Source organism: Vreelandella halophila (assembly GCF_019903425.1).
GTDB lineage: Bacteria > Pseudomonadota > Gammaproteobacteria > Pseudomonadales > Oleiphilaceae > Halospina > Halospina halophila.
Genome location: NZ_JACHUZ010000011.1, coordinates 135,811 through 157,681, shown reverse-complemented (window position 1 = coordinate 157,681; position 21,871 = coordinate 135,811). Strand labels below are relative to the sequence as shown.

General features: G+C 62.7%; 26 protein-coding genes. 11 read left to right on the top strand and 15 right to left on the bottom strand.

The window, feature by feature from the left end:
- Positions 1 to 327 precede the first annotated feature (327 nt).
- Positions 328 to 765 carry a hypothetical protein gene (locus H4I92_RS00945; protein ID WP_077528781.1) on the top strand — a complete coding sequence of 146 codons (438 nt, stop codon included), beginning with the start codon at positions 328 to 330 and terminating at the stop codon, positions 763 to 765.
- A 27-nt stretch (positions 766 to 792) separates the two neighbouring features.
- On the opposite strand, the gene H4I92_RS00940 is transcribed toward H4I92_RS00945, so the two are convergent.
- The 4 genes from H4I92_RS00940 to H4I92_RS00925 all read right to left on the bottom strand — a co-directional run bounded on the left by H4I92_RS00940 (position 793) and on the right by H4I92_RS00925 (position 5,475).
- Complete coding sequence (locus H4I92_RS00940) at positions 793 to 1,236, bottom strand: response regulator (RefSeq protein WP_077528780.1); 444 nt, start codon at positions 1,234 to 1,236, stop codon at positions 793 to 795.
- On the bottom strand, positions 1,233 to 2,357 hold the full coding sequence (locus H4I92_RS00935; RefSeq protein WP_179105577.1) for a sensor histidine kinase: 1,125 nt from the start codon (positions 2,355 to 2,357) through the stop codon (positions 1,233 to 1,235). The genes H4I92_RS00940 and H4I92_RS00935 overlap by 4 nt, the downstream gene beginning before the upstream one ends.
- The gene (locus H4I92_RS00930; protein ID WP_077528778.1) at positions 2,350 to 4,449 is read right to left on the bottom strand and encodes a putative bifunctional diguanylate cyclase/phosphodiesterase; all 2,100 of its coding nucleotides are present in this window, start codon (positions 4,447 to 4,449) and stop codon (positions 2,350 to 2,352) included. The genes H4I92_RS00935 and H4I92_RS00930 overlap by 8 nt, the downstream gene beginning before the upstream one ends.
- Positions 4,450 to 4,692: 243 nt before the next feature.
- The gene (locus tag H4I92_RS00925) at positions 4,693 to 5,475 is read right to left on the bottom strand and encodes a BPSS1780 family membrane protein (protein WP_077528777.1); all 783 of its coding nucleotides are present in this window, start codon (positions 5,473 to 5,475) and stop codon (positions 4,693 to 4,695) included.
- A 202-nt stretch (positions 5,476 to 5,677) separates the two neighbouring features.
- Between H4I92_RS00925 and H4I92_RS00920 the strand changes: the two genes are divergently transcribed.
- Positions 5,678 to 6,355, top strand: a complete 678-nt coding sequence (locus H4I92_RS00920; protein WP_077528776.1) for an O-methyltransferase — start codon at positions 5,678 to 5,680, stop codon at positions 6,353 to 6,355.
- 18 nt (positions 6,356 to 6,373) lie between these two features.
- Here H4I92_RS00920 and H4I92_RS00915 read toward each other — a convergent pair whose 3' ends face one another.
- Both H4I92_RS00915 and H4I92_RS00910 read right to left on the bottom strand, forming a co-directional pair.
- Positions 6,374 to 7,135 (bottom strand): ion transporter, encoded by a 762-nt coding sequence (locus tag H4I92_RS00915; protein ID WP_077528775.1) that lies wholly within the window; start codon positions 7,133 to 7,135, stop codon positions 6,374 to 6,376.
- A 65-nt stretch (positions 7,136 to 7,200) separates the two neighbouring features.
- Positions 7,201 to 7,644 carry a hypothetical protein gene (locus H4I92_RS00910; RefSeq protein ID WP_077528774.1) on the bottom strand — a complete coding sequence of 148 codons (444 nt, stop codon included), beginning with the start codon at positions 7,642 to 7,644 and terminating at the stop codon, positions 7,201 to 7,203.
- A 227-nt stretch (positions 7,645 to 7,871) separates the two neighbouring features.
- Between H4I92_RS00910 and H4I92_RS00905 the strand changes: the two genes are divergently transcribed.
- Positions 7,872 to 8,936: an SDR family oxidoreductase gene (locus H4I92_RS00905; RefSeq protein WP_077528773.1), complete on the top strand. Its 1,065-nt coding sequence runs from the start codon at positions 7,872 to 7,874 to the stop codon at positions 8,934 to 8,936.
- On the opposite strand, the gene H4I92_RS00900 is transcribed toward H4I92_RS00905, so the two are convergent.
- The 3 genes from H4I92_RS00900 to H4I92_RS00890 are packed head-to-tail and all read right to left on the bottom strand — an operon-like array spanning position 8,933 to position 10,485.
- Positions 8,933 to 9,751 carry an Nmad3 family putative nucleotide modification protein gene (locus H4I92_RS00900; protein ID WP_077528772.1) on the bottom strand — a complete coding sequence of 273 codons (819 nt, stop codon included), beginning with the start codon at positions 9,749 to 9,751 and terminating at the stop codon, positions 8,933 to 8,935. The two genes, H4I92_RS00905 and H4I92_RS00900, sit on opposite strands and share 4 nt — an antisense overlap.
- Positions 9,748 to 10,182 (bottom strand): DUF488 domain-containing protein, encoded by a 435-nt coding sequence (locus tag H4I92_RS00895; protein WP_077528771.1) that lies wholly within the window; start codon positions 10,180 to 10,182, stop codon positions 9,748 to 9,750. The genes H4I92_RS00900 and H4I92_RS00895 overlap by 4 nt, the downstream gene beginning before the upstream one ends.
- An 18-nt stretch (positions 10,183 to 10,200) precedes the next feature.
- A complete protein-coding gene (locus tag H4I92_RS00890) occupies positions 10,201 to 10,485 on the bottom strand; it encodes a BrnA antitoxin family protein (protein ID WP_218668098.1) in 285 nt (94 codons plus the stop codon).
- A 76-nt stretch (positions 10,486 to 10,561) separates the two neighbouring features.
- On the opposite strand from H4I92_RS00890, the gene H4I92_RS00885 reads away from it, so the two are divergent.
- Together H4I92_RS00885 and H4I92_RS00880 are read left to right on the top strand one after the other, a co-directional pair.
- Positions 10,562 to 10,813 (top strand): DUF6351 family protein, encoded by a 252-nt coding sequence (locus H4I92_RS00885; RefSeq protein WP_077528770.1) that lies wholly within the window; start codon positions 10,562 to 10,564, stop codon positions 10,811 to 10,813.
- Positions 10,814 to 11,046: 233 nt separating this feature from the next.
- Positions 11,047 to 11,778 (top strand): Crp/Fnr family transcriptional regulator, encoded by a 732-nt coding sequence (locus H4I92_RS00880; RefSeq protein ID WP_077528769.1) that lies wholly within the window; start codon positions 11,047 to 11,049, stop codon positions 11,776 to 11,778.
- Here H4I92_RS00880 and H4I92_RS00875 read toward each other — a convergent pair.
- The 3 genes from H4I92_RS00875 to H4I92_RS00865 form a co-directional block, all read right to left on the bottom strand.
- A complete protein-coding gene (locus H4I92_RS00875) occupies positions 11,773 to 12,819 on the bottom strand; it encodes a diguanylate cyclase domain-containing protein (RefSeq protein WP_077528768.1) in 1,047 nt (348 codons plus the stop codon). The genes H4I92_RS00880 and H4I92_RS00875 overlap by 6 nt on opposite strands.
- Before the next feature lie 128 nt (positions 12,820 to 12,947).
- A complete protein-coding gene (locus tag H4I92_RS00870; protein ID WP_077528767.1) occupies positions 12,948 to 13,448 on the bottom strand; it encodes an NlpC/P60 family protein in 501 nt (166 codons plus the stop codon).
- A 57-nt stretch (positions 13,449 to 13,505) separates the two neighbouring features.
- Complete coding sequence (locus H4I92_RS00865) at positions 13,506 to 13,829, bottom strand: antibiotic biosynthesis monooxygenase family protein (protein ID WP_077528766.1); 324 nt, start codon at positions 13,827 to 13,829, stop codon at positions 13,506 to 13,508.
- A 55-nt stretch (positions 13,830 to 13,884) separates the two neighbouring features.
- Between H4I92_RS00865 and H4I92_RS00860 the strand changes: the two genes are divergently transcribed.
- The 4 genes from H4I92_RS00860 (at position 13,885) to H4I92_RS00845 (ending at position 16,794) form a co-directional block, all read left to right on the top strand.
- Positions 13,885 to 14,451, top strand: a complete 567-nt coding sequence (locus H4I92_RS00860) for a cyclin-dependent kinase inhibitor 3 family protein (protein WP_077528765.1) — start codon at positions 13,885 to 13,887, stop codon at positions 14,449 to 14,451.
- A 114-nt stretch (positions 14,452 to 14,565) separates the two neighbouring features.
- Positions 14,566 to 15,195: a SatD family protein gene (locus H4I92_RS00855; protein WP_077528764.1), complete on the top strand. Its 630-nt coding sequence runs from the start codon at positions 14,566 to 14,568 to the stop codon at positions 15,193 to 15,195.
- A gap of 12 nt (positions 15,196 to 15,207) precedes the next feature.
- Positions 15,208 to 15,900, top strand: a complete 693-nt coding sequence (locus H4I92_RS00850; RefSeq protein WP_077528763.1) for a hypothetical protein — start codon at positions 15,208 to 15,210, stop codon at positions 15,898 to 15,900.
- A 21-nt stretch (positions 15,901 to 15,921) separates the two neighbouring features.
- Positions 15,922 to 16,794 carry an alpha/beta fold hydrolase gene (locus tag H4I92_RS00845; protein WP_077528762.1) on the top strand — a complete coding sequence of 291 codons (873 nt, stop codon included), beginning with the start codon at positions 15,922 to 15,924 and terminating at the stop codon, positions 16,792 to 16,794.
- A 4-nt stretch (positions 16,795 to 16,798) separates the two neighbouring features.
- Here H4I92_RS00845 and H4I92_RS00840 read toward each other — a convergent pair whose 3' ends face one another.
- Together H4I92_RS00840 and cysZ are read right to left on the bottom strand one after the other, a co-directional pair.
- Positions 16,799 to 17,308, bottom strand: a complete 510-nt coding sequence (locus H4I92_RS00840) for a retropepsin-like aspartic protease family protein (RefSeq protein WP_077528761.1) — start codon at positions 17,306 to 17,308, stop codon at positions 16,799 to 16,801.
- A 2-nt stretch (positions 17,309 to 17,310) separates the two neighbouring features.
- Positions 17,311 to 18,069, bottom strand: coding sequence for a sulfate transporter CysZ (gene cysZ / locus H4I92_RS00835; protein ID WP_218668097.1), 759 nt, complete (start codon positions 18,067 to 18,069; stop codon positions 17,311 to 17,313).
- A 123-nt stretch (positions 18,070 to 18,192) separates the two neighbouring features.
- On the opposite strand from cysZ, the gene H4I92_RS00830 reads away from it, so the two are divergent.
- Both H4I92_RS00830 and H4I92_RS00825 read left to right on the top strand, forming a co-directional pair.
- Positions 18,193 to 18,864: a GNAT family N-acetyltransferase gene (locus tag H4I92_RS00830; protein WP_218668096.1), complete on the top strand. Its 672-nt coding sequence runs from the start codon at positions 18,193 to 18,195 to the stop codon at positions 18,862 to 18,864.
- Between the two features lie 143 nt (positions 18,865 to 19,007).
- Positions 19,008 to 20,288 (top strand): MFS transporter, encoded by a 1,281-nt coding sequence (locus H4I92_RS00825; protein WP_077528759.1) that lies wholly within the window; start codon positions 19,008 to 19,010, stop codon positions 20,286 to 20,288.
- A 24-nt stretch (positions 20,289 to 20,312) separates the two neighbouring features.
- Here the strand turns inward: H4I92_RS00825 and H4I92_RS00820 are convergent, their stop codons facing one another.
- Positions 20,313 to 21,794: a rhomboid family intramembrane serine protease gene (locus H4I92_RS00820; protein WP_179105576.1), complete on the bottom strand. Its 1,482-nt coding sequence runs from the start codon at positions 21,792 to 21,794 to the stop codon at positions 20,313 to 20,315.
- Positions 21,795 to 21,871: the final 77 nt, after the last annotated feature.

Sequence of the window (21,871 nt, the reverse complement as noted above, 5' to 3'; positions counted from 1 at the left end):
CCGGCCTTTTTTCTTATACACATCGAGATGTAAAAAGGGGACACTTTAAAAGGCGCCCCCCGCCGTTACGGCGGGCAGACGCTGGCTATCGCACCGCCTCCTCGGCCCCCCGATCTCGATCCCGCACCGGACGGCGCGCCGCTTGGTGAGCGCTGGAGCGCACGTTATCCCAATCCACCCGATGAGACGGAGCGCCTCCGGGCGCTGGAGGCGGAAGGCGGCGGCGACTTCCGAGAACGCATCGAACAACTGATTGAGCAGCTGCGTGACCAGGGTGCCGAGGTCCACGTGCTAGCCACGGTACGACGGCGCGAGCGGGGGTACCTGATGTACGGAGCCTTCACCCTGAGCCGGGCCAGCACCCGGGCACAGGTGGAGCAACGGACCGAGGAACTGAATCGACTCAACCAGGAATGGGATCTGGATATCCCCATCCAGTGGCAGCATCCGGATGGCTGGCGGGCCACCATTGAGGCCGCCAGCCAAATGGCCGAGGCCTATAACGTGGTCTATGCCACACGCCACGGCGCGCGCCATTCCAATCATTACGGTGCCGGGGCCATTGATCTGTCGGTGACTCGCCTGCCACGACGCCTGCGGCTGCAGGCACCGGACGGTACGGAGCGGACTTTCGATCTCAGCGGCGCCAACGAGCCCCGAGACCTCAACCTTACCCCGCGGCTCATCGAGTGGATCGAGGCTCACTACGGGGTCCGGAAGCTGCGGTCTGACTATCCCCACTGGGGGAACGCCAGCGGGAACTAGGCTCACTGCCCTGGAAGCATATCGGGCTCAGCGCCCGTTTGGCAGAACCGCCACATCCAGCCAGAACCCCTCAATGGCTTCCGCGATCCGGTAGAACTGTGACAGTCCGAGTGGCTTGGTGATGTAGCAGTTGGCATGCAGCTGATAGCTGGTGGTGATGTCCTTCCGGGCCTGGGAGGAAGTAAGCACAATCACCGGCAATGCCCTGAACTCCGGATCGCTCTTAATGACCTCCAGGAATTCGCGGCCATCCATACGGGGCAGGTTAAGGTCGAGCAGGACAAGATCCGGGGTCACCGCGTCCCCATATTCGCCCTCCTGGCGCAGGAAACGCATGGCGTCCTCGCCATTGCGGACCGGGTGCAGGCGCGTGCCCCTGCCGGTCTCTCTGAAGCTTTCCAGGATCAGGTCCACATCCGCAGGGTTGTCCTCAACCAGCAGGATTTCGAGCGCGTTGGTGTGCGGTTTCATGGGGATTCCCCTTTTCCAGTTCGGGGCGTCCTTGGGAGCGTGACATGGAAGCGGGTGCCCGCGCCGGGCTGGGACTCAAACCCGATTCTGCCGCCGTGGCGCTCCACGATGCGCTTGGCCACCGCCAGCCCAATACCGGTGCCGGGATAGCGGTCCCGTTCGTGCAGACGCTGGAACACCTGGAAGACACGCTCCGCATACTGGGGATCGATGCCGATGCCGTTGTCCTGAACATGGAAGAGCCATTCGGCCGGCTTTTCCTCACAGGAGACATGAACCCGGGCCGGCTCTTCGCCGTGGAATTTCAGGCCGTTGAAGATAAGGTTCTGGAACAGCTGGACCAGCATGGATTCGGAGGCCCTGACCGTTGGCAGCTCATCCCAGGTTATGCTCGCCCCGGGCTGTTCAGTCAGCGTGACACTGAGCAGATTCACCACGTGGTTGACCACGGCGTTGACGTCCACGCGGGCAATATCCAGCTCACCCCGCCCCACCCGTGAATACAGCAGCAGGTCATCAATGAGCAGCTGCATCCGCTCGGCCCCTTCCACCACGTACTTCATGGCCTTGGCGCTCTTTTCGTCCAGATCCTGGCCCAGGTGGCGTTCCATCAGTTCGGTGTAGCTGCGCACCATGCGCAACGGCTCCTGGAGGTCGTGGGAGGCAACATATGCGAACTGCTCCAGCTCGGCATTGGAGCGCGCCAGCTCATCGGCCTGCCGGGCCAGTGCCTCCTCGGCCTGTTTGCGGTAGGTGAGATCGATGATGGCACTGAGTACATGGGTGCCATCCGGCATGTGGATGGGCGTGAGGCCCACTTCGATGGGAATTTCCTCACCATCCCGGCCCATGCCGTAAAGGTCTCGGCCCTGCCCCATCATTCGGGGCTCGGGCGTGGCCAGGTAACTTTCCCGGTACTTGTGGTGGGATCCCCGAACGGAGGCGGGAACCAGCATTTCGACGGAGTTGCCCAGGAGTTCCTCGCGCGCGTACCCGAAAAGCCGCTCCGTGGCGCGATTGACCAGCACGATTTCTCCGGTGGGGTTCACCAGGACCAGGGCGGAGGGTGAGGCGTCGATGATGTCCCGGTATCGCTGTATTTCGGCCTCAAGCTCACTCATTGCTCTCCCTCCCGGCCGACTTAAGCCAGCCATGGAACTGGGAAAGCCCGACGGGCCTGCCGATATGGAAGCCTTGCAGAACATCACACCCGATTCCGCGCAGGAATGCCTGTTGTTCATCGTTTTCCACACCTTCAGCGACCACACACAGCCCCAATGCCCGGGTCAGGCCCAGAAGGTTTTCGAGGATGGCTTCCGTCTGGCGGTTGCTGCCGATCTCCATGACAAAGCTGCGGTCGATCTTGAGCACGTCTACGGGCAGCTTGCGGAGGTAGCTGAGCGACGAGTAGCCGGTTCCGAAATCGTCAATGGCAATGGAGACGCCGAGTTGCCGCAACCGCCGAAGGGTTTCGCAGGTCCGGTCAAGATCCGCCATGATGGAGCTTTCGGTCAGCTCCACCTCGAAGTTCCCCGGAGGCAGTCCAGTGGACTCGAGGATTCCGGCAATCTGGTCAAAAAGCCCCGGGTCGTACAGCTGGCGCATGGACACATTGACGGCCATACGCAGCGTTATGCCCAGATCCCGCTGGGTTTCGACGGCCATCAGCGCCGCCTGCTTCATGACCCAGTAACCAACCCGCTCGATCAGCCCCACATCCTCCATGACCGGGATGAAGTCCGCCGGGGACAGGACCGGAATGGTGTCGCTGGGCCAGCGCAACAGGGCCTCAACACCCACGGCCTGGCCGTCCGACGCGCGTATCTGGGGCTGGTAGGCCAGCCACAGCGTCTCGTCCGCAACGACCTGGCGCACGGCCTGTTCCCTCAGGAGACGGCTCTCCACCTCGCGCTGCAGCTGTTCGGAGAAGAAGTGATAGTGGTTCTGCCCGCGCTCCTTGGCCTGATACATGGCGGTATCGGCCGCGGAATAGAGCTCCTGGGCACAACTGCCGCAGTGGGGATAGGTGGCGATGCCGATGCTCAGCCCGATCCCAACACTGCTCTCGCCCACTCTCACGGGCTCGCGAAACACTTCAATCAGTTTCTCCGCCACATGCGCCGCATCATCGGGCTGTTCAACGTCCGAAAGCACCAGCGCGAATTCATCGCCTCCCAGCCGGGCAATAAAGTCACTGCTGCGGCTGCTCTCGCACAGGCGCTCCCCAACGTGCTGCAACAGCTCGTCACCGGCACTGTGGCCCATTGTGTCGTTGATGTTCTTGAAGTGATCCAGGTCGATGTAAAGTACGGCCACCATGCCGCCTTCACGGTCCACATGGGCGATCAGGCGGTCGGTATGATCGAAGAAATGGTTCCGGCTGTTGAGCCCTGTCAGCTGGTCGAACTGCACCAGCTGTTTCAGCTTCCATTCGACTTTCTTGCGTTCGGTGATGTCGTGGTAGGCGATGAGTGTTGCCGGTGCCTCATTCCAGTCAAGCGTTGCCCTGCGCACCTCGGCCACACGACCCCCGGGCAGCTCCAGCTCATCTCCTTCTTCTCCCATCAGATCCTGGCTGAGCGGGGTGCCGATGTCATCCGGTGCCCTGACCCCGAGCATAGTGCTGGCCGCCTGGTTGAAAAAGAGAAGCCGCAGGTCATTACTCATGACCACCATGCCATCCGGGTTTGTTTCCAGGATCCGTGCATACTGGGCCTGCATACGATGACGCTCCATGGCATGGCGGATGGCCTGGGAAAGAACCGCGGAACTGAGATCCTGTTTGGCACAGAAATCCTGAGCATGCTCACGGATAACACGGACGCCAAGCTGTTGGTCGCGGCTGCCGGTGAGCACGATGATGGGAATGTCCGGCGTGATGGCCCGCAGTTTGATTACGGAGGTTACGCCGGAGCTGTCGGGCAGGCCCAGATCCAGCAACACGATATCGATGGCGTGCTGTTCAAGCAGCGCCTCGACCTGTGCGAGCTGGGTGGCTTGCAGAACACTGACCCGGGGACCGAACGCATCGGCCAGATAGAACTGGCACAGATCCGCATCCGCGGGGTTATCCTCAATCAACAGAATCGTGAAAGGGTGCCCATGCCCGCCGCCTGAGCCCGCGCTGGATCCCGGCCCGGGATCACTGCTGGTCAAGCTGTTCTGGATTAGATTCATGAATACCACCCGCTCCCGGTCAACGTCCTTGGTCAATCCCAGCTCCTCTAGCCAAAGTAGCTCTTCGGCAAAGGCAGTTCAATCAGTGACCAAAACCGGTTATGGCCTGGCGGTATGCTTGGAGTGTTGGGAAAGCACGGGCGGTGACTCTGAATGCGGAAGCCCAGGGCGAATGCCTCAGCCAGGCACGCGACACGGCGCGCCTGTCGGAACTCGGTTCACCCCAGGACTGCAGAAGCGCCGATTCGGCGCTTCGCGTCCTCTTGAGCAAGATTCCGCTCAGGTCTCGCTGAAAATATCCCGGAACATGATGTAGTTAGCGATCAGGAGAACTGGAAATAGCACCAGCAGGCCCAGAAGGAGCGGAATGGCGGCAACGATCCCCAGAAGCACGCCGATCAGGCTCCACCAGAACATGGGCAGAATGTTCCGGAGGCAGGCCCTGAAGCTGGTCTTGAGCGCCTCGCCAATGCCGTAGTTGCCAAAGAACACCAGGGGCACGCTGAACCAGTAGGCCATCATCCAGGGGACCATCAATGCCAGGATGATCAGAGGCCCGAGCATCAGTGCCATAGAGGCGTTGGCCATCTGGTGTGGCTCAAACCCACCACCCCCATGCATCCCGGCCATACCGTTCATACTCGAAGTCCCGAAAATGCCTCCCATCACAACGACCATGATGACGAACGAGACGGCAATATTAATGGCACCCAGACCCACCAGGGGCCAGGGACGCTGGCGGAAAGCGGCAAATAGGTCGGCAACGTTGACCTCTCCCCCTTCCCGCGCCTGATAGGCCATATAGAGCATCCCGGCACTGAGAACCGGGGTTAGCAGCATACTGATCACGGACCCAATCAGCGGAATGACCTCAAGACCGATGAAGATGGCAACAAACAACAGCATGGCCAGGAGCCAACGGCCCCAGGCAGGCGCGAACAACGGCCAGGCTTCCTTGATCCATCGCCAACCGTGCCCAATGGGCCGGCGCCGGGGATCGCCCAGCGGTAGTTCCACGGGACCAGCCTGATAAGCCTGATGACTGTCTGGATTCTCACTCATCGAATTCTCCCTGTTATCCAATAATCCATTTTTCTTTAAACACGGCAACGCTCCGGTGACGCAGGTGGTCACGATAAGCAACGCGTTGTGAGCGTAGCAGAGATTCTGAAGATGAGTGCAGGCCACTCAAACCTTCAAAACAAACCGGGGATTCTGGTTGAATCTGCGGAGGGAAGATTACCACCAGAAAAGGATACGCCCTATGTCCAACCGCACCACCCCGCTGACAGAGCCCCTTTACGACTACCTCCTGGATCACAGCCTGCGCGAGTCAGAGGCCGCCCGCGCCCTGCGCGAGGAAACCGCCACCCTCTCAAAGCACAACATGCAGATTGCGCCCGAACAGGGTCAGTTCATGCAGATGCTGGCGCGGCTGATCGGCGCCACGTCCTACATCGATGTGGGCGTGTTTACCGGCTACAGCAGCCTGGTGATGGCCGAGGTGCTGCCCGCGAACGGGCGGATCCTGGGGTGTGACCTGGAGTCCTCCTGGACGGACATCGCCCGCAGGCACTGGGAGGCCGCCGGCATCTCGGAGAGGATCGATCTGGTCCTGGCGCCGGCGCTGGAGACGCTGAAAAGCCGGATTGATGCGGGCGAAGCCGGCCAGTGGGACGTGGCCTTCATCGACGCCGACAAGGCGGAATACATCGACTATTACGAAGCCTGCCTCACGCTGGTGCGCCCGGGCGGCCTGATCCTGGCGGACAACACCCTGTGGAACGGCAACGTCGCCGATCCGGCAGTGGACGATGAGGATACGCAGGCGATCCGCGCCTTCAATGCCCATGTGCACGGGGATGACCGCGTTGACCTGAGCCTGGTGCCGATCGGGGATGGCCTCACCCTGCTTCGCAAACGAGGCGCTACTGATTCGTAATCCAGGCGAATCCGGGCCTTATTCCTCGCTGAACTCCCGCTTTTTCTCGTCCTGGAATACATCACTGAACGCAGCCGCCAGGATCCCGGCTGGGAGGGCCACCAGGCCGATACCGGCGAAGGCAGTGATGCCGGCAAAGATCCGGCCGAGGACCGTTACGGGTGTCACATCGCCATAGCCAACGGTGGTCAGGGTGGCCACGCTCCACCAGAGGGCCCTGGGGATGCTGCCGAAGGCTTCGGGCTGGCGCTCGGCCTCAAACACGTACAGCATGGCGGCGCTGAACAGCAGCAGCATGAAGGCGGCACCGCCACTGAGCAACAGCTCCTGCCGCCGTTGGTAAAGGGCCTTACCCAGTGCCTCGATCGCCTGGCTGAAACGGCCCAGCCGCGCGACACGCAACAGGCGAACGACCCGCATCAGCCGCAGCAGGAATGCATTCACGTCTCCCAGTGACAGCAGGAAGGGAACCAGTGCGATCAGGTCGATCAGCGCCCAGAAGCTGACCATGTAACGCAGCCGACCCGTCAGCCCCCGGTAACGGGGGTTCTCCCCGGCCACCCAGACCCGCAGGCCGTATTCGATACTGAACAGGATGAAGAAGGTCGCTTCCAGCGTCTGGAACAGGACCGCATGCCCATGGCGCAGTAATGGTTCGGTCTCCAGCACCGCAACCATGACTGACAGCAAAATCAGGACACAGACGACCATGTTGAAGGGCGAGAGCCCCCGGCCGGGCCATGAGGAGGACTCGATGTGTTCGTAGAGGCGGGCGCGCATTCAGGATCCTCAGCTTTCAAGCTGCCTGAGCATAGCAGAGAACACCGCAGCCCAACGGCAACGGGCTACCAGATCGCGATCAGGGCCCCGGACCCCAGCACCAGGGCCCCGCCCACTTCCGCCACGATCAACAGCCCCATGAACCCGTGAATCACCCAGGGTGGCAGGGTTGTCTTACCCAGGCGGTGCGGCTTGCGCATCTGGTTGCTGGTGTCCTGCAGGAGGCCATGAACGATGTAGGTGCTGATCGCGAACGCAAAGAAACTCAATGCCGCCACCGCTGCCAGGGTGTTCAGCCAGCCGGGATAGATGCTGTAGCGCGCAAAGGTGGCCAGCACCAGCGCGGCGAAGCTGTACATCAGTGAGCTGCGATGGGCGATGTCCACGTACCGCGGCGCGGTCGCCTTGGGGCTGGCGGTCATGGCCGCGTACTTCCAGATCCCGGTCAACAGGCCGGTCATGAGGAAGATGAAGGCTGCCGTGAGGCTGATTTTTTCTGCAAGGGGCATTGGTGTTATTCCTGAGCGATTCACTCGATGTGAGCCGAAAAAAGGACCTATTCGGCTCACCCAATGAGCCGAATAGCACTCATAATCGGCTCATCCTTTCACGAAATCTGCATCATTTCCCATGTCCGGACTGACGGTCGGCTTAGACAAAAAGAACCGGTATGCTGTCCAGCGACACGCTTCACGAACCCTCGACGCACTTTGAGATGCCCTAAGGAGACCGGTTCATGACGGATCAGACACACCCCACCACGGTACTGGTGACCGGCGCGACCGGCTATGTCGCCGGCTGGCTGGTGAAGGCGCTTCTCAAGGAGGGACATACCGTTCACGCGGCGGTGCGCGATCCCTCGAACAAGGAGAAGGTGGCGCACCTGGATGCCCTGGCGGCCGAGCAACCCGGCGAAATCCGGTATTTCCGGGGCGATCTGCTGGAGGAAGCCTCCTATCACGAGGCCATGCAGGGCTGCGAGATCGTGTTCCACACGGCCTCGCCCTTCATTGCCAGCGTGGCGGACCCGCAGCGGGACCTGGTCGACCCGGCCGTCAAGGGCACGCGCAACGTGCTCAACAGCGTGAACGCCACCGACAGTGTGAGTCGCGTGGTGCTGACCTCAAGCTGTGCGGCCATCTACGGCGACAACGCGGACATGGCCAGCAGCAAGACCGGCGTCTTCACCGAGGCGGACTGGAACACCTCCTCGAACCTGGAGCACCAGCCCTACTCCTACTCCAAGACCGAAGCGGAAAAGGCAGCCTGGGAAATCGCGGAGCAGCAAAGCCGGTGGGACCTGGTGACGGTGAACCCCTCACTGGTACTTGGCCCGGGCATCAAGCCCGACGCCACCTCCGAGTCTTTCTCCATCTTCAAGCAGATGGCGGATGGCACCCTCAAGCCCGGTGCGCCGGATCTGGCGTTCGGCCTGGTGGATGTCCGCGATGTGGCCGAGGCCCATGTACGCGCCGCCTTCACCCCCGAGGCGAAAGGCCGTTACATCGCCTCAGGCCATGACTCGAGCCTGATGGAAATCGCTTCCATCCTGCGGGAGTCCTTCGGGGACGCCTGGCCCTTCCCCAAGCGCACCCTGCCCAAACCGCTCCTCTGGCTGGTGGGCCCACTGGCCAACAAGGCGCTCACCCGCAGATTCATCAGCCGTAACGTGGGCTACCCGGCCTCATTCGATAACACGAAGAGCAAAAAAGAGCTGGGCATGGCCTACCGGCCGCTTCCGGAAACCGTGGACGAGATGTTCCAGCAGATGCTGGAGGCAGGCTCCATCCGCAAACCCTAGCGGATCAGCGACGCTGCCCATTCCAAGGCCTCCGGGTACTGCGCCCCGTCCAGCACGAATTCCTGGCCACGGGACGCACTCCGGAGGTGGCACTCCCCCTCCACCAGCGCCCATCGCTCACGATTCCGGTGGTAACTCATCGGCGTCCGGTCACCCTCGGGGTAGAAACAGGCCGGCAGGCGCCAGTTAGTAACCTTGCGGCTTCCCGGCACCGTCAACCGCAGCTCTTCCCGGAAAGCGTCAAAGACACCAGCACGGAACTCAGTCTCATCCCCACCAATGTAAAGCGTATTGGCGCGCAGTGACTGTGGATAATGGGGATGCTCCCGAACCCATGGAAATTCCTCGATCAGGGCATCCTCGACCGACCGGACGGCCTCAACCTGAAGCCATCCCCAGAAGGCGTGAAAGGGATTGCTGTCCCGCCGGAACCGCCACTTCCCTGCCACCGGCTCAACCTCACGGAACAGACCAAAGAACAGGAACAGATCCCCCTCGCCAACACCCTCGTTCCGAAGGTGCGCCTGGGCCTGCCCGGCCTGACCCAGCGAGGGCCGCCAACCCGAAAGTCGTGGGCGGAGATCGGGGATGATATCCGGATCCAGGTGCGCCCCCTCGGGTGCCCGTGCGGGCTCACCGGTCAGATCCGCCACCAGCTCGCCCACATTGAACCCATCGAACGTCAGCTCCTGATAACAGACCGGGGACTGGTCATCCGGTATCGGCAGGGCCAGGAAACGCCCATCCGGAAACACGGGGCTGGGGCAGCCACCCGCTGTGGAATCAAAGCCTTTCCGGCTCAGGATCAGTTTCATGGCAACAGATCCCGAACGGTCACATCCGCCATGGCCTGCACCCGCTCCCCGATCAGCAACCGGTGGCACTGCCGGGGATCACGCTCGTAACACATCATGCAGGGGGATTCAGTCCGGGCCAGTTCGATCAGGCGGTTGAGCGCCTGATCGGCAGGCGCCGTATCCAGGTGTGCTTCGTAAAGCCGGTTGAAGGTGGCCGTATCGCCCTGCCGGGCCGCATCCCGGGCGGTTTCCGGTGCGCCCAGTACCGGCCAGCTTTCATAGCCAATACCATGCTCGGCCAACGCGGGCCCAAGATGCTTATAGGCGAATTCACGACGCCGGGAATGGGGCTGAGCGCGCACATCGATCAGGCGCGTAACGCCCGCCCGGCTCAGCGCCTGCGCAAACTCCGGGAACCCGGATTTCTCATAGCCAATCGTGAACAGCATCAGGATACCTGATCGATTTTAATCCCCGGCAGAACCGGATTCCCGGAACCTGTAAGGTGCCATCTCTTCACGAATCACGGTTCGAAGCCGTTCCTCTGAAAGCTCGGGTTCCGTCTCAAAAATCGCCGCCCTTAGGGCCTGGTTGATCGCCGTCTGATAACCAACGCCTTTCTCCTCGGCCCGTTCCCGGAAAGCTTTGATCACATCGTCGTCCAGCATGATCGTAATCCGGGTTTTGCCCGTCGGCGATGAGACCGCCCCCCGTTTTGCCTGACTGAAATCGTCCTCCTCACGCATGCGCATGGTATTGCCTCGCTTCTCCCGGACTCGCCTTCTTCAGACCAAACTGTATCTCCATGAGATTTAGTGTGCATTCAATATGCATACCCCTCAAAATCCAGAAGCTTTCTCGCCAACCATCCTGGATAACGGTGGCGAAGGCGCCTGCACCCGGGAATTCCCGGTCTACACCACGTCACGCATTGAGGCGGGTGGCCCGATCACCGGGGACGTATTCAAGTGCCAGCTCAAGCCAGTCTCCAGGGCGCTGAATGACGGTACCTACGGCAGCCGCCGCTTCACACCGGAACAGGTCGAGCGCGTGGATGCCGGACGGCCAGTCAATCTTTAACGCATCAGCCGGGGCCGATCCATTCGGCTCCGGCATTTCCCACCCCGCATAAGATGCCCGCTCATGACGTTAAGGGCTCAAACCACTCGATTTGTGGTCTCTATCGCAAATAATCCCCCATAATGGACCATAAACTGTCCTATAGTGACACCAGAAGAGCGCTTCTCGCATTAAGTCTCCCCTGAATGATTCGGATACCCGGTGCCGGGTACCCCCGACGTATCGAGGTCAGCATGTCGCCCTACAGACCGCCCGCTGCGGAGCCAACCGACAATCGCCTGCTTGCTCAATTGACGCCGGAAGCCCGGGAAAGCCTCATTCCGCATCTCAAGCTGGTCGAGCTCAAGCTGGGCGATGTTATCTATGAGGCCGACCAGGATCTGGAGTACGTCTACTTCCCCACAGACAGCATCATTTCCCTGCTCTATGTCATGACCAATGGTGCCTCGGCGGAAATCGCGGTCGTCGGCTACGAGGGACTGGTGGGCATTGCTGTCTTCATGGGTGGGGAGAGTACCCCGAGCCGGGCCGTGGTCCAGAGTGCCGGTTCCGCCTACCGCCTGCCAGCCGCTGAGCTGAAGCGGGGGTTCAACCGGGATCCGGATATGCGCATGACCTTGCTCCGCTACACACAGGCGCTGATCACGCAGATGTCACAGACTGCGGTATGCAACCGTCACCACACCATTGAACAGCAGCTGTGCCGTTGGCTGCTGCTTTCCCTGGATCGTCTGCCGACCAATGAACTGGTCATGACTCAGGAGTTGATCGCCAATATGCTCGGCGTCAGGCGTGAGGGCGTCACAGAGGCGGCCGGCAAGCTTCAGCGTTCCGGGGTTATTGAGTATTCACGTGGCCGCATCTGGGTACTGGACCGGGAGACCCTGGAGCAGATGTGCTGTGAATGCTATGCCACCGTCAAGCGTGAAACGGATCGGCTGCAGGGGATCCCGGCACCCTCATGAGCGCCGGACCAGTGAACCCGCCATCCGTGATGGACTCCCGGTGCTCCGCGGCGTGGTAGCGGCTGCCACCTTCGCCCGGGACAGGGACTTGCGAGCGTACATGGCGTCATCCGCTCGGTGCAGCAGTGTCTCCATGGTGAGGCCATCATCGGGGAAGACGCTGATGCCAATGCTCAGTGTCAGTGTAGTTCCATACCCTTCCAGCAGGCCGGGCTCCGAAATGGCCCGCCGCAGTTTCCTGGCCATCCGCCCAGGGTGACCGAGGCGGTCTATGTCACTGAGCAGCACGATAAACTCATCACCCCCGTAACGGCAGACAGTGTCGGTTTTCCGAACACAGCTCGACAGAATCCGCGCCAGGCTCACCAGCAGCTCATCTCCAGCCTGATGACCCAGTGTGTCGTTCACTTCCTTGAAGTTGTCGAGATCCACGAACAGCAGCGCCACCTTGCGCTGATGCCGCTTGGCAAGTGCTGTGGCATGGTCGAAGCTTTCGCTGAGGGCGGTGCGGTTGAGCAGTCCGGTCAGCGCATCATGGCGGGCCAGATAGGCCATCCGGTCCGTCATCGCCTGGGAGAACTTCACGTCGTGAAACACGATGACAGCCCCACAGACCCGCCCCTGCCGATTATGGATGGGCGCTGCCGAATCCTCGATCGCCACTTCCTCACCTTCTCGGTCGATGAGGAGGGTGTTGGCGGCGAGCGCAACGATGCAGTCTTCCTGAATGGCCCTCTCGGCCGGATTACCGACGGGCTCTCGGGTGGTGGCATCCAGAACCCGGAAGATCGTGGTAAACGGCTTCCCCCTGGCGTCTTCGAACAACCAGCCGGTCATCTGTTGCGCGACGACGTTCATGTAGGTAATGCGACCGGCGACATCCGTGCTGATCACGGCATCACCAATTGAATCAAGCGTTACCCGGGCCCGCTCACGCTCCTCGAACAGCATGGCCTCAATACAGGAACGGGAGGGCTCCAGCAGCCTGTGGGGATTGGCGCCATCCGGCGTATAGGGTACAAAACCTGCATAGTGGGTCATGCCTTCGACCTCCGAGCACCCCTGAAATGGGATCTGAAATCAGGATCGTAGAAGAATGCCGGACCGGTGTCCGTTCGGTACCACACGCAGATCCGGCATTGGCACTCATAGAAGGCTTGTTCTGGCCGTTAATCGCCGCTCAACCGGCGCGAATGCCAGTAGTTGGAGGCCCAGTAGCGGTTGTTGAGGTTGGACAGGGAGACACCCTGGCTCGAGGAAACGTGGAAGAACTGCTGATCCCCCATGTAGATGCCCACATGGCGCGTCTTGTAACCGGTCTTGAAGAACACCAGGTCCCCCGGGCGCAACTGGTCACGGCTTATGGTGCGCCCCACTGTGGCCTGTCGCCGGGTGGTGCGGGGGATATCATGCCCGAGGCGGGCCAGGAAGGTCCGGTGCACGAGCCCGGAGCAGTCCACGCCATTCTGGCTCATGCCGCCCATGCGGTGCGGTGTGCCCTTCCACTTGGCGTACTGGTCCATCAGGATGCTGTGCACGGTCTGCCGCTCGGTCAGGTCCACGGCATCGCCCCGGGACGTGACAGGAGTGGGCTTCTGAAGGGAACCGCCGGTGCTGGCGCAGCCAGCAAGGGTGAGAAGCGCCAGGGCGCAGAGGATCTGTCGGGTCATAGCTCAGATTTCCGTGTTCTGTAACCCCATGTTAGCCGTAACGGCGAGGCTGACAAGTTACGATTCACCTCCGCCCGGCGGCATCACCACCCATTCGGGCTCATCGAACTCACCGATGGGGCGGATATCGCACAGGTGGGAGGCACTCCGGATGATCTCGGCCACCCTGGGATGCTGCTCCGACTCCATGGCATCCCGGTCCGCCTTGCTGTCCCATTCGGCAATGGCGATCAGCACATTGGGGTCGTCCATCTTCCGGTGCAGCGCTGTGCCCCGAGCGCCGGCGGCCTGCTGGATGATCTCGCTCGCCCGCACCCAGGCATCAGCGTACTCCTCCGCCGTGTGGCCTTCGCGGATATGGACCTCAAACAGGTATTTCATTGTGCCTCCGGTATTGTGGCTTCACATCCCCCCAGACTAAGGCCATTATTGGCCCATGTCGCTGTCCTGGCTGGAACCGCTGCCCATTGATGTTGTCCGCGCCCCGAACACCCGGGGGCGTATTGGTATGAGCTACTGCCCGGGCCGCTACCTGCGCGGCTGGGGCCTGATGGGCGGCCAGCGGGATCTGGAAAAGGATCTGGAGCACATCCGCCGCTGGGGTGCCCGGACCATGGTGACACTGGTCCAGGAGCCCGAACTCCGGACGCTGGGCGTGCCACACATGGCAGAGACTGTGCCCACCCGGGGGGTCGACTGGTTCCACGCGCCCATCCGGGATTTCAGTGCGCCGGGTAGCGCCTTTGAACTGGCCTGGGCTGAAGCGGGCCCCATCATCCGGGAACGACTGCGTGATGGCGAAGACATACTGCTCCACTGCCGTGCCGGGCTCGGGCGCACGGGAACTGTGGCAGCGCGCCTGCTGGTTGAGTTCGGGCATGAGCCGGAAGCCGCCATAGCCACCGTGCGCCGGGCACGCCAGGGAACCGTGGAGAATGCAGAACAGGTTGAGTACGTCCACAGCCTTGCCAAGCTCCAGGGGCTGGCCTGGCGACCGGATTGATACCCAGATGTCCCAAATCAGTTCATAAACCAAAAATGAACCTTATTGGTTCACAATCCAAAAATGAACTGATAAAGTTCAAAAATCACTCCCGGTTAACCGAGGATCAAGGCCATGAACCGCCTTGTGATGATCGCCGACATCATTGATTCAAGACAGCTGATCAACCGCGGCGCGATCCAGCAGGGGCTTGAATCGATGCTCGGCGTGCTGAACCACCAGAACAGCCAGTTGCTGTCTCCCTATACCATTACCCTGGGCGACGAGTTCCAGGCCGTGTTCAGCGGCGCCGATCAACTCTTTCCGGACATCCTTGCCATCATGCGCCAGCTCCATCCGGTGGAACTGCGGTTCGCGCTCGGTGTCGGGCCCCTTTCCACCGCCATCAACCCGGAACAGGCGATTGGCATGGACGGCCCCGCCTTCCACCAGGCCCGGGACCTGCTCACCAGCATGAAACATGACAGCCGCACTCTGGCCATCACCGGCCTGCCCCAGGATGATGGGCTTCAGGAGGCCGCGCTCGGGCTGTTCAACCTCCAGCTACGGAAGTGGCGCCCCAACCGGCTCGAAATACTGCAGCGGCTGCTGGAAGACCAGGATCTTCCGGAGATTGCCCGGCACCTCGACATCACCGAAAGGAGTGTGTACAAGAACATTCGTGAGGGCGGACTTGAACATGCCATCCAGCTGACCCAGGCCCTGACCCGGCGCATGAACGACGCCCTGGCGCGCACCGACTGAAACGGAGTTCCCATGGCCATTCTGCTCTTCCTCAATGCCTGGCTGCTCACCCGGCTCTGGTTCACCTTCCGGGACCGGCCCCTGCCCACGCGCGAGTGGACCATCCTGGCACTGGTCCAGGTGGTGCTGATCGGCCTGCTGACACCGGGACTGCACACCCTGGCGCTGATCCCCGCCGTGATCGCCTCGCTTGCCCTTTCCGAGGCCTGGAGCCCGAAGGAGCGGCTCAACGAGGGGCGCCTGGCCGGCGGGGCCCTGGTGGCGGTGGTGGCGTTCCTTGCCGCCTACTACGGGGCGCCGGACTCCTGGCTGCTGCCGGATCACCCCCCGGAGGCATTGCAGCCGGCCCTACTGGGTCTGCTCGGCTTCCTGCTGGTGGCGAACGAGACCAACCTCGCCATCCGCTCCCTGCTCCACCGCTTCCAGATGGAGCCCACCACCTCCAGCCACGGCGAGCCGGATACCGTTGACGACCGTGAGTACAACGCCGGGCGCGTCATCGGCATGCTGGAACGCTGGCTCATCTACCTGGTCGTGGTTTTTGCCCAGAACTACAACGTGATCGCGCTCATACTGGCCGCCAAGGGCTTTGCCCGGTTCCGCCAGCTGGAGGAGCGGGAGTTCGCGGAATACGTCCTCATCGGGACCCTGGCGTCACTGCTGTTCACCGTGGTGATCGGCCAGTCCATCCTCTATTTCTTCTGATCCAAACCAGGAGGAGGCCCCATGCCCCTGAGCCCTGCCCGCTCCATTGATACCGAACGTGGCCACTTTGCCTGGCGCGAGGGCGGCGACCCCGCCGGAACCCCGGTGGTGATGATCCACGGCTGGCCGGAGAGTTCCTGGTGCTGGGCGGCAGTGAATGAGCACCTGAAACCGGGACTGCGAGTGATCGCCCCGGACCTGCGCGGCCTGGGTGACAGCGAGCGCACGGAAGGGGCGGAACACTACCGCAAGCAGAATCTTGCCCAGGACGCGATCGCCCTACTGGATGCCCTGGGGATCGAACGGTTCCAGTTGGTGGGGCACGACTGGGGCGGCGTGGTGGCCCAGGAGATGGCCCTGGCGGAGCCCGAGCGCGTGCAGCGGATGGTGATCCTGAACATCGCCATCATCAACAACCTGCGCGGCAACCAGGAGGTGATTGAGAAGGTCCGGGGCTCAAGCGGTGCCCAGTACTGGTACCAGCACTTCATGCAGACGAAGGGGCTGCCCGAGGCCATGATCCCCGGCGCCGAGGCGGAATGGCTGGGCACTTTCCTCAAGCTGTCCAACCGCGAGCCCTTCCCGGAAGCAGCCTTCAACGAGTATGTGCGCACCTTCCGGATACCGGGCACGCCCCATGCCAGCGCCAACTACTACCGCACCTTCCACAACGACGCCAAGCGCTGGGCAACCCTCGCCGACCACGTCTGGCCCATGCCCGGCCTCTACATCTACGGCAACCGGGACCACGTGATCCTGCCGGAGTACCTCAACCACATCGAGGACTGCTTTGAATCCATCAGAGTACGCGAGGTGGAAGCCGGGCATTTCCTGCAGGAGGAGCAGCCGGAAGCCGTGGCGGAGCACCTGAACGGCTTCCTGGAATCCGCCTGATCGCTCAGGGGCCGGCGCGGCGAAGCGTCAGCACGCCGTTCTCCTGGGAGAAGTCCACCTGCCCCAGGGCGGTCATGCCCAGCAGCGCCATGTCGGCGTCCATGGAGGGACTGATGGTGCCCGGCACATTGCGGAAGCGCATATCCCCGAGACGCAGCTCCGGGATCGTGGTGCTCCAGACCGTGACCGTTCCGGCGGCGGTGCGCGCCCTGCCCCGACTCTCGCGTTCCAGCCCGGCCCGCTGGGCAATCGCATCCGAGACCGTGACCCGGGTCGCCCCGGTGTCCAGGATGAAGGTCACGTCGGCCCCGTTGATGGCACCCCCGGCAACATAGTGACCCTGCTGGTTGGCCTCCAGCTCAATGGTCTGGGCCCCGTTAACCATCTCGGTTGTGGGCGCCTGGTTCGGGTTCCGCTGGCTTTCCGTGATGCCGCCGAAGAACCAGGTGGCACCGCCGATCAGCACCAGCCAGAAGCCGCCGAAATACAGCAGGTAGCGGGTCTCGCTCGGCATACCTAGGCAGCCCCTCGCTGGTCCTCAGCGCGCATCTCGCGGGTCCAGTACACCGTGGCGCCGCAGACCGCCGCCGGCACCAGCACCAGGTTGACCAGTGGCACCATGGCCAGAACCGCCACCGGCATCCCGAAGCCCAGCGCCGTCAGCCGCTGGCCCGCTACGCGCTTACGCAGACCGTCGAAGGAGACGCGGTGGTTGTCCGCCGGGTAGTCCACGTACTGCAGCGCCATCATCCAGCTGTTGAACAGGAACCACAGCACCGCCGCCACCAGGTTCACCACCGGGATCAGCCCCAGCACGAACAGCACCAAGGCCCGGGGCAGGTAGTAGAGAATCTTCCGCACTTCCCGGTAAAGCGCGCGGGGCACGTCCTTCACGATCTGGAGCCAGCCGTCGTCCGGCGTCAGGGTCTCGCCAGCGATCTCCTTTTCCACCAGTTCGCAGAGATAGCCGTAAAAGGGCGAGCCGATGAGGTTCGCCAGCATCACGAAGCCGTAGGCCAGCAACAGAAGGATCACCAGGCCGTAGAGAATCCAGAAGACCCAGTCCAGAACCTGAAGCCACTCCCAGTCGGGCAGCCACCCCATGGCGGCGTCCACCATCACGGCATAGCCCTCGCCCAGCAGCCAGATCAGCAGGGCGAAAACCACCACATTCAGGATCAGCGGCAGGACCACGAACAGGCGCAGCCCCGGCTGGCGGATCAGCCGGAACCCCTCGCCCAGGTAGCCCATGCCACGGAACGGATTGCCTCTCACGTTTCACTCCCTCGACGCACGCTCAGTGGCCCAAAGCCTATCATGGGTGCCCCTCGCGCGCCGCCCTGTGCAGTACCGGCGTGAGCGACCATAATACCCCTGACATGCCCTGATGAGGTGATGATGAGCGAGGATGACGATACCCGTCCCAGCCCCGGTGCCATCCGGGAACCGGCCATGCGCCGCTCCGGCTGTGGCTTCCGGTATGACCCCGAAGAACTCAGTGGCGGCGTGGATTTCTCACGGGCGCATGAGCTGCTCCACGCTTCCAGCACGCTTGGGGTGCGCGACGCCACCGAGGAGGACGCTGAGGCCATCGCCGAACGCGTGAACAGCGCCTACCGCGGCGACATCAGCCGCAAGGGCTGGACCACGGAAGCGGACCTGCTCGGCGGCCAGCGCACCGATGCCGCCATGATCCGGGAACTACTCGATGACACCCTGTTCCGGCTGGCCTGGGAGGACGACACCCTGGTCGCCACCCAGCAGATCGAGCACCTGGACGAACACACCGCCGAGCTGGGCATGCTCGCGGTTGCCCCGGACCGCCAGGGAGCAGGGCTGGGCCGCCGCATGGTCGCCGATGCGGAAGCAACCGCCAGGGACCGCCTCGGCTGCCGCACACTGCGAATCCGTGTCCTCCACCAGCGCTCGGAGCTGCTGCGCTGGTACGAATCCCTGGGGTTCGAACACACCGGTGAGACCGCGCCCTTCCCCACCTCCCCGCGCTTTGGCGAACCCAGGGTGAACGATCTCTGGTTCCTGGTTCTGGAGAAACGGCTCAACGCCGGCTGAAGGATCCGGCGCTGGTCCCGGAACGCGGGCGGATTTGCCGTTCAGCACGGGACATTCTATCTTCCTATCCAGATCCCCATGACCCGAAAGGGCATTACGGGCCGGGGATCATCGTCTGAACGCACAACATCCACGGAGGATCCATGAGTTCAATCGCCAGGGACAGCAGCCGGGTCCCCCCGGTCTGGGAACGTCTGCCACAGATCTTCGGCTACCCGTTCAAGACCGCCTGCCTGACCACGCTGGGGCTCGCCGCCATTCTCTACCTGATCGGCATGATGGTGCCGCTGCTCGGCCTGATCCTGGTGATTGCCGCCTGGGTGGTGCTCTACAAGTTCGCGTATGACGTGCTCGAGGCCACGGCCCGGGGCTGGATGGACCCGCCCGAGATCCAGCGCAAGAGCAACAGCTGGGTATTGGTGAAGACCTTCGGGCTTTTTGTGCTGCTGGGCTTCGCGGTTACCGGCATTGCCATGGTCACGGGTTCCCTTGCGCTGGTGGCGGCTGCGGCACTTTTCATCGTGCTGGCGCTGCCGGCGGCCATCATCACCCTGGCCATGAGCAACAGCCTGATGTCGGCGCTCAACCCCGGAACCTGGATCAGTATCATGCGTTCGGTGGGCTTTCCCTATTTCATCGCCTCACTGCTGCTGTTCATGCTCTCGGTCAGTCAGGGCATGGCGGAGTCCCTGGTAGCGGGCCTCTTCGGGCCCAGCCTGGCGGGTCACGTCGGGGTATTCCTGATTGGCGGCTACTTCCTCATCGCTTCCTTTCACCTGATGGGCTATCTGGTTTACCAGCACCACGACATGCTGGGCGTGGAACAGGAGGTTACGGCAGCCGACCGGGCTCGTGCCGCCAACCCGGACCTCAGCCCGCTGCTTCAGGAGGTGGAAGGGCTGGTGGCCGAAGGCGGTGTGGACGAGGCCATTGAACGCCTGCAGAAGGAACTCCGCCAGAGCGGCCTCCAGCCGGAGGAACACGAGCGCTACCGTAAACTGCTGCGCCTCCAGGGCCGCACAGAGGAGTTCCTTGCCCACTCCCGGGAATACATCTCCACCCTGCTCTACGGGCTGGAGCAGCCCAAGAAGGCCATGAGCATTGCGGAGGAGGCGCTGCGGGTGGACGCCGGCTTCCAGCCGGAGCATCCCAAGCAGGTTCGCGACCTCGCCCGACTCGCGGACCAGTACGATCACCATGAGCTGGTCATCCGGCTGACCAGCCCCTTCGGCAAGCAGAACCCGAAGCACCCTCACCTGCCGGAGAACTACTTCCTGGGCGCCAAGGCGCTGTTCGAGGGGCGGGGGGATGAGCAGAAGGCACTGAAGATCCTCCGCCAGCTCCAGAAGCACTTCCCGGACCACGAGCTGAGTGAGCGCGTGGACGAACTGGCGGAACGGGCGGAGCGCATCGCGGCCAGCTGACGGGCCGTACTCCGCGGGACCGCCTCAGTCCTGGAGCTGGCGCAGCGCCCGCATCATGGCCGGGTCACTGGTCAGCCGCTGCACGGCTTCCATATACGGCCGGGCGTCGTCGCTGCGGCCCTGGCGCCGGAGCTGCTGAGCGGCGATCAGACAGGCCCGGGGCAGTTCCTCCGGCGTCTTCTTCAGCCGCATCAACCGATCCAGAAGCAGCAGCCCCTCCTCCAGCGCCTCCCAGCGCAGCAGGCGGCAGCACAGGTCCGTGGCCTGGCTGGCCGTCAGCTTCAGGCTGGCGCGCTGGCGATAATCCGTGAACGTCTCCATAACCAACGCGCGCTCCTCGGCCGTATCCCCGGGCAGGGCCAGGATGCGGCCGGCGGCGTCGTGCAGATCCGGGTCCTCCTTCTGAACCTTGCAGGCGTGATACCAGCTCTGCAGCACAGCGAGGTCCCCAGGATTACGCGCCAGCAGAGGCCGGAGCCGGTGCTTGGCGCGGGTCACGTTCAGGGCGGCCAGGTCCTGTTGGGCCGCCTCCAGCGTTTCCCGGTCATCCTCACGCTGGGACTCCTCCTTTAGGAACTCATCCCGCTGCCATCCCAGGGCCCGCACGCCGGCGGCGATCAGGGCCCCGGTGACGATACCGCCAGCATGGGCCTCATAGGCCACGTTGCTGCCTTCCGCCAGCAGGAACTGCAGCAGCTCCCAGCCCAGCCATACCGGCAGGAGTACAATCGCAGGCGCACGCACGTAATCGAAATAGACCCAGACCCAGTAGAAAAAGCGCACCCGGAGCCGCCCGTACAGAACCGTGAACAGCCCCATGAGCCCGGCAATGGCGCCCGACGCCCCGAGCATGCCCGTGGGCGTCCCCCAGTGGACCGCCAGGGACAGGGCCGAGCCTCCAAGCCCCGCCACCAGGTAGGCCGCAAGAAACAGACCCGCCCCGAGCGCCCCTTCCACCAGGATCCCCAGCAGCAGCAGGAACAGCATGTTCCCCACCAGGTGCCCCACACCACCGTGCATGAACATGTGGCTGAGCAGGGTCACCGGCTCCACATCGTCGTAGTGCATCATGTACTGGCGCGTGAAGCTCTGGTCCATGAGCTGCTCGAACTCGGCTCTGTCGGCCTGCCAGTCGGCATAACGGTCGCTGTCCGGGTCAATGATGTCGCCGGATCGCAGCGCCGGCAGGAAATCCGGATGGGATTCCACCATCCGCGAGCGGGCAAGCGCGATGCGCCGCTCGGCCACACCGTTCTCTGCCGCCCTGTCGAGCTGCTCCATCTGCTGGCGGAAATCCATTTCATACCCCGGCACGTAATCCTCCAGCCAGGCCCACTCCCGCTCCTCGAGGCCGCTCTCCTGGTAGTACGAGGCGGCCTGCTGCATGACTTTGGTGTCGCCACCTTGAAAGATCGTGAACACGGCACCATTCACAAGTACAAGCAACAGGGTTACGAGCGGAAAGTTGTTCCGCGAGACAGCTTTGTGGAGCGGAATGATCAGCATGGCTGGGCGTCCTTTTCTGTGTCCGGCTTCCTTTGGACCTGGGTCCGGGGAGAGCATAGCCCATTGGCCGCCCGTAG

Excerpts from the sequence above, each read along its gene's own strand:
- H4I92_RS00945 (WP_077528781.1), top strand. The coding sequence starts at position 328 with ATGTACGGAGCCTTCACCCTGAGCCGGGCCAGCACCCGGGCACAGGTG.
- H4I92_RS00940 (WP_077528780.1), bottom strand. The coding sequence starts at position 1,236 with ATGAAACCGCACACCAACGCGCTCGAAATCCTGCTGGTTGAGGACAAC.
- H4I92_RS00935 (WP_179105577.1), bottom strand. The coding sequence starts at position 2,357 with ATGAGTGAGCTTGAGGCCGAAATACAGCGATACCGGGACATCATCGAC.
- H4I92_RS00925 (WP_077528777.1), bottom strand. The coding sequence starts at position 5,475 with ATGAGTGAGAATCCAGACAGTCATCAGGCTTATCAGGCTGGTCCCGTG.
- H4I92_RS00920 (WP_077528776.1), top strand. The coding sequence starts at position 5,678 with ATGTCCAACCGCACCACCCCGCTGACAGAGCCCCTTTACGACTACCTC.
- H4I92_RS00915 (WP_077528775.1), bottom strand. The coding sequence starts at position 7,135 with ATGCGCGCCCGCCTCTACGAACACATCGAGTCCTCCTCATGGCCCGGC.
- H4I92_RS00910 (WP_077528774.1), bottom strand. The coding sequence starts at position 7,644 with ATGCCCCTTGCAGAAAAAATCAGCCTCACGGCAGCCTTCATCTTCCTC.
- H4I92_RS00905 (WP_077528773.1), top strand. The coding sequence starts at position 7,872 with ATGACGGATCAGACACACCCCACCACGGTACTGGTGACCGGCGCGACC.
- H4I92_RS00900 (WP_077528772.1), bottom strand. The coding sequence starts at position 9,751 with ATGAAACTGATCCTGAGCCGGAAAGGCTTTGATTCCACAGCGGGTGGC.
- H4I92_RS00895 (WP_077528771.1), bottom strand. The coding sequence starts at position 10,182 with ATGCTGTTCACGATTGGCTATGAGAAATCCGGGTTCCCGGAGTTTGCG.
- H4I92_RS00890 (WP_218668098.1), bottom strand. The coding sequence starts at position 10,485 with ATGCGCATGCGTGAGGAGGACGATTTCAGTCAGGCAAAACGGGGGGCG.
- H4I92_RS00885 (WP_077528770.1), top strand. The coding sequence starts at position 10,562 with ATGCATACCCCTCAAAATCCAGAAGCTTTCTCGCCAACCATCCTGGAT.
- H4I92_RS00880 (WP_077528769.1), top strand. The coding sequence starts at position 11,047 with ATGTCGCCCTACAGACCGCCCGCTGCGGAGCCAACCGACAATCGCCTG.
- H4I92_RS00875 (WP_077528768.1), bottom strand. The coding sequence starts at position 12,819 with ATGACCCACTATGCAGGTTTTGTACCCTATACGCCGGATGGCGCCAAT.
- H4I92_RS00870 (WP_077528767.1), bottom strand. The coding sequence starts at position 13,448 with ATGACCCGACAGATCCTCTGCGCCCTGGCGCTTCTCACCCTTGCTGGC.
- H4I92_RS00865 (WP_077528766.1), bottom strand. The coding sequence starts at position 13,829 with ATGAAATACCTGTTTGAGGTCCATATCCGCGAAGGCCACACGGCGGAG.
- H4I92_RS00860 (WP_077528765.1), top strand. The coding sequence starts at position 13,885 with ATGTCGCTGTCCTGGCTGGAACCGCTGCCCATTGATGTTGTCCGCGCC.
- H4I92_RS00855 (WP_077528764.1), top strand. The coding sequence starts at position 14,566 with ATGAACCGCCTTGTGATGATCGCCGACATCATTGATTCAAGACAGCTG.
- H4I92_RS00850 (WP_077528763.1), top strand. The coding sequence starts at position 15,208 with ATGGCCATTCTGCTCTTCCTCAATGCCTGGCTGCTCACCCGGCTCTGG.
- H4I92_RS00845 (WP_077528762.1), top strand. The coding sequence starts at position 15,922 with ATGCCCCTGAGCCCTGCCCGCTCCATTGATACCGAACGTGGCCACTTT.
- H4I92_RS00840 (WP_077528761.1), bottom strand. The coding sequence starts at position 17,308 with ATGCCGAGCGAGACCCGCTACCTGCTGTATTTCGGCGGCTTCTGGCTG.
- H4I92_RS00830 (WP_218668096.1), top strand. The coding sequence starts at position 18,193 with ATGAGCGAGGATGACGATACCCGTCCCAGCCCCGGTGCCATCCGGGAA.
- H4I92_RS00825 (WP_077528759.1), top strand. The coding sequence starts at position 19,008 with ATGAGTTCAATCGCCAGGGACAGCAGCCGGGTCCCCCCGGTCTGGGAA.
- H4I92_RS00820 (WP_179105576.1), bottom strand. The coding sequence starts at position 21,794 with ATGCTGATCATTCCGCTCCACAAAGCTGTCTCGCGGAACAACTTTCCG.